Origin of the sequence: Epilithonimonas sp. UC225_85, assembly GCF_042695135.1 — a bacterium.
GTDB lineage: Bacteria > Bacteroidota > Bacteroidia > Flavobacteriales > Weeksellaceae > Epilithonimonas.
Genome location: NZ_CP170547.1, coordinates 2,273,920 through 2,285,472 on the forward strand (window position 1 = coordinate 2,273,920; position 11,553 = coordinate 2,285,472).

Annotated in this window: 13 protein-coding genes and 1 tRNA gene; 8 read left to right on the top strand and 6 right to left on the bottom strand. The window is 35.1% G+C overall.

What is annotated here, in order from left to right:
* Positions 1-1,061: 1,061 nt before the first annotated feature.
* From ACFJGY_RS10455 to ACFJGY_RS10465, 3 genes are all read right to left on the bottom strand, one after another.
* Positions 1,062-1,568, bottom strand: coding sequence for a hypothetical protein (locus tag ACFJGY_RS10455; protein ID WP_379963621.1), 507 nt, complete (start codon positions 1,566-1,568; stop codon positions 1,062-1,064).
* A gap of 10 nt (positions 1,569-1,578) precedes the next feature.
* Positions 1,579-2,067: a hypothetical protein gene (locus ACFJGY_RS10460; protein WP_379963623.1), complete on the bottom strand. Its 489-nt coding sequence runs from the start codon at positions 2,065-2,067 to the stop codon at positions 1,579-1,581.
* A gap of 434 nt (positions 2,068-2,501) precedes the next feature.
* The gene (locus ACFJGY_RS10465) at positions 2,502-2,858 is read right to left on the bottom strand and encodes a PKD domain-containing protein (protein WP_379963625.1); all 357 of its coding nucleotides are present in this window, start codon (positions 2,856-2,858) and stop codon (positions 2,502-2,504) included.
* A 159-nt stretch (positions 2,859-3,017) separates the two neighbouring features.
* Between ACFJGY_RS10465 and ACFJGY_RS10470 the strand changes: the two genes are divergently transcribed.
* Both ACFJGY_RS10470 and ACFJGY_RS10475 read left to right on the top strand, forming a co-directional pair.
* Positions 3,018-3,725 (top strand): recombinase family protein, encoded by a 708-nt coding sequence (locus ACFJGY_RS10470; protein WP_379963627.1) that lies wholly within the window; start codon positions 3,018-3,020, stop codon positions 3,723-3,725.
* Positions 3,726-3,774: 49 nt separating this feature from the next.
* Entirely contained in the window at positions 3,775-4,044 is a 270-nt protein-coding gene (locus ACFJGY_RS10475) for a hypothetical protein (protein ID WP_379963629.1), read from the top strand.
* Here the strand turns inward: ACFJGY_RS10475 and ACFJGY_RS10480 are convergent.
* A tRNA-Arg gene (locus ACFJGY_RS10480) sits at positions 4,010-4,083 on the bottom strand. The genes ACFJGY_RS10475 and ACFJGY_RS10480 overlap by 35 nt on opposite strands.
* A gap of 45 nt (positions 4,084-4,128) precedes the next feature.
* Between ACFJGY_RS10480 and ACFJGY_RS10485 the strand changes: the two genes are divergently transcribed.
* The 4 genes from ACFJGY_RS10485 to ACFJGY_RS10500 all read left to right on the top strand — a co-directional run bounded on the left by ACFJGY_RS10485 (position 4,129) and on the right by ACFJGY_RS10500 (position 7,716).
* Positions 4,129-5,181 (top strand): ABC transporter substrate-binding protein, encoded by a 1,053-nt coding sequence (locus ACFJGY_RS10485; protein ID WP_379963631.1) that lies wholly within the window; start codon positions 4,129-4,131, stop codon positions 5,179-5,181.
* On the top strand, positions 5,181-5,996 hold the full coding sequence (locus ACFJGY_RS10490) for a CPBP family intramembrane glutamic endopeptidase (protein WP_379963633.1): 816 nt from the start codon (positions 5,181-5,183) through the stop codon (positions 5,994-5,996). The genes ACFJGY_RS10485 and ACFJGY_RS10490 overlap by 1 nt, the downstream gene beginning before the upstream one ends.
* Positions 5,997-6,158: 162 nt before the next feature.
* A complete protein-coding gene (gene rdgB / locus ACFJGY_RS10495) occupies positions 6,159-6,743 on the top strand; it encodes an RdgB/HAM1 family non-canonical purine NTP pyrophosphatase (RefSeq protein WP_379963635.1) in 585 nt (194 codons plus the stop codon).
* A 55-nt stretch (positions 6,744-6,798) separates the two neighbouring features.
* The gene (locus ACFJGY_RS10500) at positions 6,799-7,716 is read left to right on the top strand and encodes a ribonuclease Z (RefSeq protein WP_379963637.1); all 918 of its coding nucleotides are present in this window, start codon (positions 6,799-6,801) and stop codon (positions 7,714-7,716) included.
* Positions 7,717-7,770: 54 nt separating this feature from the next.
* On the opposite strand, the gene ACFJGY_RS10505 is transcribed toward ACFJGY_RS10500, so the two are convergent.
* Positions 7,771-8,064, bottom strand: coding sequence for a hypothetical protein (locus tag ACFJGY_RS10505; RefSeq protein WP_379963639.1), 294 nt, complete (start codon positions 8,062-8,064; stop codon positions 7,771-7,773).
* A gap of 156 nt (positions 8,065-8,220) precedes the next feature.
* Here ACFJGY_RS10505 and ACFJGY_RS10510 point away from each other — a divergent pair, with 156 nt between their 5' ends.
* Positions 8,221-10,653 carry a thiamine pyrophosphate-dependent enzyme gene (locus ACFJGY_RS10510; RefSeq protein WP_379963641.1) on the top strand — a complete coding sequence of 811 codons (2,433 nt, stop codon included), beginning with the start codon at positions 8,221-8,223 and terminating at the stop codon, positions 10,651-10,653.
* Between the two features lie 9 nt (positions 10,654-10,662).
* On the opposite strand, the gene ACFJGY_RS10515 is transcribed toward ACFJGY_RS10510, so the two are convergent.
* Complete coding sequence (locus tag ACFJGY_RS10515; RefSeq protein WP_379963643.1) at positions 10,663-10,917, bottom strand: hypothetical protein; 255 nt, start codon at positions 10,915-10,917, stop codon at positions 10,663-10,665.
* 131 nt (positions 10,918-11,048) lie between these two features.
* On the opposite strand from ACFJGY_RS10515, the gene ACFJGY_RS10520 reads away from it, so the two are divergent.
* Positions 11,049-11,549 carry a GbsR/MarR family transcriptional regulator gene (locus ACFJGY_RS10520; RefSeq protein ID WP_379963645.1) on the top strand — a complete coding sequence of 167 codons (501 nt, stop codon included), beginning with the start codon at positions 11,049-11,051 and terminating at the stop codon, positions 11,547-11,549.
* The last annotated feature ends 4 nt before the right edge of the window (positions 11,550-11,553 follow it).

The window sequence follows — 11,553 nt, forward strand, 5'->3', positions numbered from 1 at the left end:
TCCATTGGGTAAGAAATAAAAACTCAAAGTTTGCTACAATTGACAATCAAAAGTTTTTAATTAGATTGAGAGGTGGAATTTGTAGATTCTCCCACAGGAGATGATCGTTCAGCAATATGGCTGGGCAACTTGATGAATGAGCCAAACGCTTTGAAAACTGAACTTGTAAGGATTTACGTAGTTTGATTTGGTTTAACTTTTAATGCCGATCTGAAAGAGATGTCAAGTCAGGGTGGGGGAATTCCAATGTTTTTGTATTCTTATATTTGAGCCACTTAATTGATCAACATGCAGTCTGTTTTTATCTGAGCATATAATAACTCTCCTCCTACCTTTGCCTAAAATGCTATATCTATAAATTCTTATCAGCACTTTGTAAAACAACGCTGTCGGATATTGACACCTAAAATATCAGAAGTGCAATCTTTTGTCTTTACAGGTAGCACGAATTTTCTGGCAACGAATATAATTAAATTCAAGAATGATCATAATTCAGAGTATAAGATTGTTGGTTTCTTGCATAAGTACTGAAGAAAAAAATAAATTATACAAAAATGAAAAGATTGACTTAGCTTCTGACATATAATTCATTTAAATATGATATTCGCTAAGAACAAAAAACTTGTTAGAAGAATTTGATATTACTGCAAATAATTTATGGTAACAATACCCAAATTAAATTGGTACATTTAAATATATAGTCACCTTATTTAATATGGGTATAAAATAAAGAGGTGAAACAACAATGTTTCACTTTTTTTGTTGCTTTCTAAAGCAGATTCCTGATCCCCACTGAAGAGTCAGATCCAAAGAAAATATTGAGAGATATCTCCGTTGATTCATGCTTAGATATAGTACCACAGTCATAATACCATTTTTAGGTAATTAACTGTACCACAAAAGGAACTCCAATATAAAAATTTTTGAGATCGGTAATTTGTACTTGTAAATCAATTTGAAATGATGCCGCTTTTCGCCTCAAAAATGCCTGATGTCACAAAAAAATAGCTCTTGACAAAATTGGGCTATTTTTTATTCGCAAATAAGATAAAGTTGAAGATCTATTGCAGCTTTCTGACCGAAACATTTGGTTCTTCGCCTTGTGGAACAATAAATATGGCATTGTCACTGACGGAATCTCCCGGATCTAGATAATAACCCGCAACTACTGGAATAACGGCACTTTCGTACTTTCCATCTTTAGTATATGCCCAATAAGTGACATTGAGGTTTTGTGCTTTTGGTTTTAGATCGATCTTCTTTGAAGTCAGTTTAGCACCCGTCGCGTTGATGCAGTTGATCTCGACCAAAGCTATATTGGTTACGATCTGTGGTGCATTTGACAGTCTCATATTAATGCTTTTTCCGCTATTGTTAGTTAAAGTTGCAGAAACTTTGTATCTGTCGAAATTCTTACCACTCACATTCACGGATTCTTTATTGAGAATATTAAACGTAACTGCCAAACCGTTGACATCTACAGTATTGCCGTCAGTGATCTTCTGGGCGTAAATATCAGTTATTGAAAATAGCACAAAAAATAGTTTAAACAATGTTGATCTTTTCATAGTGTTGATTTTAAAATGAGTATGATTTTGAGCTGTTGCCTTCAAACAGCTTGATGGCATTGTCTTTGGGGGTTTCTTTTGATGAATTTATCAAAGATGGGTTTGATGGATATTTTCCATTTTTATGGGTCAACTTTTTCCAGGCGTTGGCATCCTGAAGCCAAAGGACTTTCCATCCGTTCTCTATTGTGGAGTCGATCGTGATAGGGGTTCGGGTAACTGTAAATCTGTTGATCAATGTAAGATCACTGTCCAGGAGAGCTAAAGTACAGCCACCTGAGCCACAGAAATAAGGTGTGAAGAAATTGATGAATATTTCTTTTTTGCCATCATTATTTAGATCGATCTGGTAAAGATTGAATTTTCTTTCGGATATATCCATTACCTTAAGGTCCTCAGATTTCAGGTATTGTGAAGTGATGTAGTCTTGTACTTTGACTGCGAGCGAATCTTCACTTGAACTTTCCGATTTTTTCTTATTTGGTTTATCGGATTCCAAAGAATCAATGATTTGATCGGAGGTAGCTGTTTTTTCTATCGGCCTTTTGGAATGCTTGTTACAATTTATTAAGCTAAGTATCAAACATGTCAGTGTGATAGTTAGAGCAAACTTTTGCATAAAAATATTATTTGGTAAGTAAATATAATGATAACTTTTTTAAATTAATAGAATAATTGAATTGATGTGTTAAATTAATAATAGCGCAGTCATTTGGATTCTTACTGTATAAATGAGTTTATATTATAGATCCTCAAAATAAAACTCATAGAAATCGAAGATAATTTAAACCATCCAATTCTCTAACATAGAAGTTGTCTGAAGTCAACTCAGACTCTACATACACTTATCTTCAACTGATCGTTATGTGAATTGTAAATAACGCGTTGCCATCGTCTATGTGTTTTTGCGAAGATTGATTTATTGAATAAGATCTAATCAATCGTGATCGATTTCTTAGGACTGACTGTACATTTTCCCTGATCTAAGCTTACATTGGTCTTTACTTCATATTGTCCTGGGTTTGGATAGGTATGGGAGGTGTTTTTCGAAGTGGTGGTTGTAGTGCTGCCATCACCAAAATCCCATTCAACAGAAGTGACCGTTTTTCCTCCGCTGTAATCTACTTGAAAATTGATCTGCTTTGTATTTGTATTGGAAACATCATCTTTTAAAGAGACAAGTATTGATTCACCGACGCAATCTACAATCGCTTCTTCTTCATGTCTGCATGACGTTATACTCAGTATAATGATCAATGGCAGGAAAATTCTGGAAATTTTATTTATCATAATCTTTAATTTCAAAAATTTTAACGAAAATATTACCAAAACTTGCATTGAACGTAACGTATGGGATGAGAAGAGCAATTAAAGAGGGTAGAATGATGGGTATCGCTCCATATGGTTATATCAACAGATGTACAGAAGACGGTCGTAAAATATGTAGCTGTGAAAGAGCCTGAAGCAACAAATATGATATGGGCGTTCAAGCAGGTTTCGAAAGGACATCTACCTACAGCAGTTGTTCTAAAAGAAATGAACAGGAGAGAAGGTAGAAAACTGACAAAAAATTCATTCATGGAGGCTTTAAGAAATATAGCCTACTGCGGAAAATTATTTCTAAAGGCTTATAACGACGAGGAGCAAAAAATAGTTGAAGGAAAACATGAGGCACTGATTTCTGAAGAACTTTTCATGAAAGTTCAAAGGGTTCTCCATCGTAAAAGCAATAAGGATGATTTCTTACCAGCAGGCAGAATAATAAATGAAGAACGTTATCTTTTAAGAGGATTACTACCTTGTCCAAAATGCAATAAAACTCTTACAGCCAGTAGTGCTAAGGGCAGAAGCAAGCATTACTATTATTACCATTGCACAACCTCATGTGGTTTCAGGCATAATTCTGAGATAGTTAATGATCTTTTTGTCGAAGAACTATCAAAATTTAGGTTCAGCATCGGTGCTGAGAAAATATTGAAAACAATTTTAGAACAGAACTTTTCAATAGTTTCAAATGATCTAAATGATGAAAGAAAGGTTTTGCAGAATAAACTTAATGCTATTGAAGGAAGAATTGGCAAAGCGAGAGATATGTATCTTGAAGATAAATTGGATGAAGAAGATTTTAGAAGGATTAAAATGAAGTATAAATTTTAAATTAAATTCATTAAAAAATTCTGCTCATACTGATGATATTGAGAAGAAGATGACTCAAGCATTAAATGCCATTGTGAACATCTCTGAAAGATACAATAACGCTAGTACAATTGACAAACGTGCAATTGTTGGTTTGATATATCCTGAAAAGTTAACATTTGACGGCGAATATTTTCAAACCACAAAAATTAACAGTTTAGCTGGTAATATTGCTTTGATTAACAAGGGGTTAGGAAATAAAAAAAACCGACAAAGAAGTGAAAAAACTTCAAATGTCGGTCTTGTGACCTCGACAGGATTCAAACCTGTAACCTTCTGAGCCGTAATCAGATGCGCTATTCAGTTGCGCCACGAGGCCGTTTTTCGGTTTGCAAATATAAGTCTTTTTTGCTTTCTTTGGAAGATGAAACGCATTTTTTTACTTCTAATTTTCTTTCTTTTTACAATTTGTTGTAAAAAAGAAATTTCAAAAATCGATTATCAGAATATAACCATCTCATCACGAGTTAATTATAACGATACTTCGGAAAACCTATTATTAAATTCAGGAAAATTCAAAAATATTATTCCAAATAAAAATCTGCCTTTCAAAAAAGCAATGCTGCTTAATTCCAGCTTGATCGGCTTTTTTTCTGAGCTTAATCTCGAAAATAAAATAACCGGCGTTTCCAGTCCCGAATATATTTTTTCAGAAAAAATCCATCAATTAATTGATAAAAATCAAATACTGAACATCGGAAATGAGCAGAAATATGATATCGAAAAAATCCTTTCCAACAAACCGGATGTCATCTTTACCAATTATGTTCCCAATTTCGCCAACACTTACGAAGTCCTGAAAAACAATGGAATCGAATTAATTTTCCTTGATGATTTTATGGAACAAACTCCATTAGAGAAATCAAAATACCTTTTGCTCTTCGGAAAATTATTCGGAAAGGAAAAACAGGCTGAAAAGGCTTATCAAAACATCGAAAATAATTACAAGAAAATTCAAGCTTTAGCAAAAAATTCAAAATCAAATTCTTTGGTTCTCTGCAACGAAATGTACGGAAGCCAATGGTTTTTACCTGGTGGACAATCGTTTGTTTCAAAATTGATCAACGATGCCGGCGGAAATTATATTCTGAAAGACAACAAAGAGTCAAGCTCGGTTCCTATGAGTTTTGAAGAGGTTTTTATCAAAGCAAAAAAGGCAAACTACTGGATCAATATCAGTCCACACAAAAATAAAAAAGAACTCCTGACTATGAATCCAAATTACTCGAAAATGGACGTTTTTAATTCCGGAAAATTGTATATGATCAACAATCGGGAAAAAGATCAGGCCAATGATTATTTCGAAAGCGGCGTTGTACGGTGTGATTTAGTTTTGAGAGATTATTTCAAGATTTTTCATCCGGAAGATGTAACTTTCCAGTCAGAAGCTTTAGTTTATATGAAAGAACTTAAATAATGGAGAATCAAAATTACAAAGTCGATTTTTTCACAGGAATTATCTTGGTTGTCGGGCTTTTTATTGGAGCAGCAATTGCTCAGGCAATTGGACTGGGGATATCGGCTTTATTTAATTCAGATATTCAGCAGACAGGCTGGTTTCAGATGTTGGCGTATGTATTTACATTTCTCACGCCGATATTATTTTTCTATTTTTTAGTCACAAGAAATGCAGGAAAAAAACTCAGTTTCGACTTTTCAAGCAAGCCATTCCGGGTTTATCTTTTGATATTTCCAATGATGTTTGGGATGATGCTGGTTGCAGATTACACCACACAATTGATCCCTACAACAGGGCGTTTTCTCGGTCCGATCTACCAAATGTATATGGAAGAATTTGCTAAACTTTTAGCAAGTCCGGTTTCATTAATTTTAATGACTGTGATCTTGGCGCCACTTCTGGAAGAAACCTTGTTTCGTGGTATTATAATGAAGGGAATGATCAATAACAAAGTCAAACCTTTGACTGCAATTGTTGTTTCAGCGTTCATTTTCGGTGTTGTACATTTCAATCCGTGGCAATTTGCAGGCGCATTTCTGCTCGGTTTGGTATTAGGTTTGGTGTACTACAAAACGAAATCGCTTCTGATGCCGATATTGCTTCACTCCTTCAATAATCTGATTTCAGCAATATTGATGTTATATTCGGATTCAGAGACTTTCTCAGAATTATTTAAAATTAACAAAGAAATACTTCTTGTACTTGGCGTGATAATTTTTGCAGTCCCATTTTACTTTTTCGCTATCCACAAGAATATTATTTACAAAGATTAAAATTATGGCAGCTTTATCCGCCCTCCGTTCCCGCTATTTTTTGCCAAGGCTTTTCCTTCAGCAAAAAAATGAGCTCCACTCAGGTCGGGCTGCTGCAATTCAATGTTAAAAAGATTACTAAGTTTAATCATTCATCACTCATCAATTATCATTTATAAACCTATGCAAATCCTTGTAGCCACACATAACTTACACAAAAAAGAAGAAATCCAGCAAATCCTCGGATCAGAATATATCGTGACAACGCTTACAGATTATGATCTGAATGACGAGATCATCGAGGACGGAAATACCTTTCAGGAAAATGCGCTCATCAAAGCAAAATACTGCTTTGAGAAAACCGGAAAACCAAGCGTTGGAGACGACAGCGGATTGGTTGTAGAAGCACTAAATGGACGACCAGGCATTTTCTCCGCACGTTATGCTGGAAATCATAACTTCAAGAAAAATATAGAAAAAGTTCTGGCGGAGATGAAAGATGAGCCCAACAGAAGAGCATATTTCATCACGGTGCTTTGCTTCCAGGACAACGATGGCGAACATTACTTTGAAGGCCGTGTTTATGGTAATATAACGACAGAAGTTTTTGGAGAAGACGGATTCGGTTACGACCCGATTTTTATTCCGGATGATCACAATATGACTTTTGCACAGATGCTGCCGGAAGAAAAAAACAAAATAAGCCATAGGAGCGAAGCATTGAAAAAATTCCTCGGATTCCTTAATTCTAAAGGGGGTGTCTTGTAGTTTTTGTGATGTTTTAGTATCTTTACCCTTTTAATTTTCAACACAACAAAGAAAATTGAGTACATATCTTACAATTTTGGGATTCAATTCAGCAATTCCTACCATCAATTCCTCTCCAACTTCTCAGTTTTTGGAAATGGAAGAGCGCCATTTTCTTATAGATTGCGGCGAAGGAACACAAGTACAGATGCGCAGGGCGAAGGTTCGTTTTTCCAAGATAAACCATATTTTCATTTCCCATCTCCACGGCGATCATTGTTTCGGGTTGCCGGGATTGGTAGCGTCTTTCCGACTTTTAGGAAGAAAAACACCACTTAATATCTATGGCCCGAAAGGCATCAAAAAAATGATGGATACGATTTTTGAGATCACAGAAACGTACAAAGGTTTTGAAGTCATTTATCACGAACTTGAAGGGAAAGAATCTGTAAAAATATACGACGACAAAAGGGTAGAAGTCTATACAATTCCTTTGAATCACAGGATCTATTGCAACGGTTATCTCTTCAAAGAAAAACCAAAAGAACGCCACCTGAATATGAAAGAAATCTCAAAATACAAAGAGATTGAGATCTGTGATTTTCAGAATCTGCGTTTGGGAAAGGATTTTGTTTCAGAAGATGGGAATATCATTGATAATGTATTATTGACGACAGATCCGCAACCTTCGGTGTCTTATGCATTTTGCAGCGATACCAAATATAAAGAAGACATCATCCCAATCATCGAAAAAGTGGATGTTCTTTACCATGAATCTACTTTTCTTAATAATTTGAAAGAAATGGCAGATTACACCGGACATTCCACAGCTTTGGAAGCCGCAACTATTGCAAAAAAAGCACAAGTCGGAAAACTGATTTTAGGACATTTCTCCAATCGTTACAGTGATCTGAGCGTGATGACAGACGAAGCGAGACAGATGTTTCCAAATACTTTTTTACCAAAAGCTTTGGAGACAGTGAAGATTGGGTAGAATTAAAAATATTCTAATTTTATCTTTAAATTAATCCTATAAAACCTTTTTTTGTCAAACCACATCAATACTCACAATACAAACCGCCAGCGAAATACAAAGTAACGCTGCAAAGAATAGAACATCAGCTATATTTTCAAACTTGTCAGACCGTTTTTTATCGGTTGATTTTATGGCAAGGAAGGATAAAGTACAGCTTATCGTAAGGCAAAAAATTGCTCCCATTGTAAATTCGTCCAGATAAGAATGATGATTGAATTTTGTAATCTTGAGAGAAGTAATGATTACCAAACAAAATCCCAAAAGATTGGTAGAAGCATTTAGTATGTGTGGTGCAGTTTTTTTCATTTGTTAAATTAGATGATTCAAAAATATTCAATAATTCTCTGTAAAATAGATATTTATTGAATTTTAATACTTCACATAAAAAAATCTTATTTTTACTAAATATCAAATCAATAAAAATTTCAGTAAAAAATTTTATATTTGTCAAAATTCTTAATTATGCAATCTACCTATATAGAAACTCAGCAAATCTCATTTCAGGATTTTAAAAACAGCATTTTGGAAGATTACCGCCTGGGAAGAATCTCCCGCGAAATGTCCTATCTGGGAAGAAGAGAAGTGTTAACTGGTAAGGCAAAATTTGGGATTTTCGGAGACGGAAAAGAATTGCCGCAATTGGCAATGGCAAAGGTTTTCAAAAATGGAGATTTCCGTTCCGGGTATTATAGAGATCAGACTTTTGCTTTGGCAATTGACGCTGTTTCTGTAGAGAGTTTTTTTGCACAATTGTATGCTGATACCAGCGTAGAAAGAGAGCCAGCATCTGCCGGCCGTCAAATGAACGGACATTACGCTACCAGAAGTTTGAATGGCGACGGAAGCTGGAAAAATCTTACAGCTCAAAAAAATATTTCATCTGATATTTCCCCGACAGCTGGACAAATGCCAAGATTATTAGGTTTGGCCCAAGCTTCAAAAATATATAAATCAGTCAAATTTGAAGGCTCAGAAAAATTTTCAAAAGACGGAAACGAAGTGGCTTTTGGAACCATTGGTGATGCATCAACAGCCGAAGGTCATTTTTGGGAAACTTTGAATGCTGCTTGCGCTTTGCAGGTTCCAATGATTGTTTCGATTTGGGATGATGGTTACGGGATTTCCGTTCCAACCCAGAATCAAAGAGCAAAAGCAGATATTTCCGAAATGCTTTCCGGATTCCAGAGAAATGAAGGTGAAAAACAAGGATGCGAGATCATTCAGGTAAAAGCCTGGGATTATCCGGCCTTGATGGAAGCTTACGCAAAAGCAGAACATTTTGCAAGATACGAGAGTGTTCCGGTTGTGATTCACGTTACGGAAGTGACTCAGCCTCAAGGACATTCTACTTCCGGATCACACGAGCGTTATAAAAATGAAGACCGTTTGAAATGGGAATCTGAGTTTGACGGATTGGTAAAATTTCGGGAATGGATACTGGATTACAGCATCGAGATTGAAGGAAATGAAGAATATTTGGCTTCGGTTGAAGAGTTAGATTCAATCGATTCTGAATCTAAAAAATTGGTAAAAGACGGACAGAAAAAAGCTTGGGAATCTTATCAAAAAACAATTTCGGATCTTAAAAATGAAGTTTTGAATTTTGTAAAAACCCTTGTAAATCAAAATGTTGAAGTCGGTAATTTAATAGAAAACTTTAATAAAATAATTTCTGTCAGCAAAAGAGATATTTTTCATTTAGTAAGACAATCTTTATTAATTACAAGAGCTCAAAATTCGCCTGAAAGAAATGCTTTAAAATCAAAATACGAGGAAATTTTCAAAATTGAAAAAGAAAACTATTCTTCGCATCTATATTCGGAATCTGAATGGAAAGCAACCAATGTAAAGGAAATAAAACCAATCTATTCTGAACAATCTGAAGAAGTGGATGGCAGGGTAGTCGTGCGAAATAACTTCGACAAAATCTTTGAAAAATATCCTGAAGCGCTTGTTTTTGGGGAAGATGCCGGAAATATCGGCGATGTCAATCAAGGTCTGGAAGGACTTCAGGAAAAATATGGCGATGTTAGAATCGCAGATACAGGAATCCGTGAAGCTACGATCCTTGGACAAGGAATTGGAATGGCCATGCGCGGTTTGAGACCAATTGCTGAGATCCAATATCTGGATTATATTTTATATTGCCTGCAGGGGATGAGCGATGATCTTGCGACGGTTCAATATAGGACAAAAGGCGGTCAAAAAGCGCCAGTTATCATCAGAACGCGAGGTCATAGACTGGAAGGTGTTTGGCATTCCGGATCACCAATGGCTGGAATTCTGAATTTGTCTAAAGGCATTAATATTCTCGTTCCAAGAAACCTTACAAAAGCAGCCGGTTTTTATAATACAATGCTTCAAAGTGATGAGCCAGCAGTGATTGTAGAATGTTTGAATGGCTACAGACTAAAAGAAAAGCAGCCCGATAATTTAGGCGAATTTACAATCCCGATCGGTAAAATAGAAGTGACAAAAGAAGGGAAAGATGTGACTCTGGTAACTTATGGTTCCACCTGGAGAATTGTTTCGGAAGCAGCTAATGATTTAGAGAAATTAGGAATCTCTGCAGAAGTTATTGATGTTCAGTCATTGATTCCATTTGATATATCTCAGGAAATTGTAGAAAGCGTGAAGAAAACCAACAGATTGGTGGTCGTAGACGAGGATGTTGAGGGCGGAACATCCGCTTTTATTCTTCAGCAGATCTTGGAAAAACAGAAGGCTTTCAAATATTTGGATTCCGAACCTTTGACGATTTCTGCTGAAAATCACAGGCCGGCTTATGCGAGCGACGGTGATTATTTCAGTAAGCCTTCTTCTGATGATATGGTCGAAAGGATATATGCGATGTTTAATGAGATTAATCCTCAAAAATATCCGCCGATTTATTAAAGTGCAATTTTAAAATATACCTAAAAAGCCTTTTGAAGATTCAATTTTCAAAAGGTTATTTTTTTGGAGATCCTCTACAAATACTTCTTCATTTTCATAACGGATTTCAATTTTCTCAAAGGTCATTTTTCTGTAGGCATATCCTTCCATAAAATCTTTGTTGTCTTTCCATTGCTGCAAATCCATTTTTCGCATCCAGCTAATAAAATGAGAATGAGAATCTGCACGAAAACTCTTATTTCTTTTTATTAATGTATATCGCATTTATTAATTTTTGGCAAATTTATTAATAATAATGAATTATCGTTATTAAATATTAATTAATTTTTATTTTTCAATTATTTTTGAAAGTTCAATAATTTTAATTATATTTGTATTGTAATTATAATAGAAAAATGAAACTCGACGAAGCTAAAGAAAAATATATACAAACTTGGGGAACATTTGCCACAAGTTGGGGGATTAACAGAACGATGGCTCAGGTTCATGCATTGCTTTTGGCAGAAGGAAAACCTTTGTCAACCGATGAAGTGATGGAAATGCTTCAAATCTCAAGAGGAAATGCCAATATGAATTTGAGAGCTTTGATGGACTGGGGAATTATAAAAAAAGAGTTCGTAAAAGGGGATAGGAAAGAGTATTTTATCGCTGAAAAAGATGTTTGGTTTCTCTTCAAACAAATTACAAAAGAACGTAGAAAACGAGAAATAGAACCTGTGGTTGCCTTTTTAGAAGAGCTGAAAAATGTAGATGATGATTCTGCAGAAGCTAAAGAATTCATCAAGCTGATGGAAGATTTTGGAAATGTGACCAATAAAATCAATAATATAATGGACTTGGCTATAAAAAGCGATGATCATTGGCTGGTTGGTAAGATTACCAACTTACTGAAGTAGAAAG

Bases quoted from the DNA above. Each gene is read 5' to 3' on its own strand.
- ACFJGY_RS10455 (WP_379963621.1), bottom strand. From the start codon at position 1,568: ATGAAAAGATCAACATTGTTTAAACTATTTTTTGTGCTATTTTCAATA.
- ACFJGY_RS10465 (WP_379963625.1), bottom strand. From the start codon at position 2,858: ATGATAAATAAAATTTCCAGAATTTTCCTGCCATTGATCATTATACTG.
- ACFJGY_RS10475 (WP_379963629.1), top strand. From the start codon at position 3,775: ATGACTCAAGCATTAAATGCCATTGTGAACATCTCTGAAAGATACAAT.
- ACFJGY_RS10485 (WP_379963631.1), top strand. From the start codon at position 4,129: ATGAAACGCATTTTTTTACTTCTAATTTTCTTTCTTTTTACAATTTGT.
- ACFJGY_RS10490 (WP_379963633.1), top strand. From the start codon at position 5,181: ATGGAGAATCAAAATTACAAAGTCGATTTTTTCACAGGAATTATCTTG.
- rdgB (WP_379963635.1), top strand. From the start codon at position 6,159: ATGCAAATCCTTGTAGCCACACATAACTTACACAAAAAAGAAGAAATC.
- ACFJGY_RS10505 (WP_379963639.1), bottom strand. From the start codon at position 8,064: ATGAAAAAAACTGCACCACACATACTAAATGCTTCTACCAATCTTTTG.
- ACFJGY_RS10510 (WP_379963641.1), top strand. From the start codon at position 8,221: ATGCAATCTACCTATATAGAAACTCAGCAAATCTCATTTCAGGATTTT.
- ACFJGY_RS10515 (WP_379963643.1), bottom strand. From the start codon at position 10,917: ATGCGATATACATTAATAAAAAGAAATAAGAGTTTTCGTGCAGATTCT.
- ACFJGY_RS10520 (WP_379963645.1), top strand. From the start codon at position 11,049: ATGAAACTCGACGAAGCTAAAGAAAAATATATACAAACTTGGGGAACA.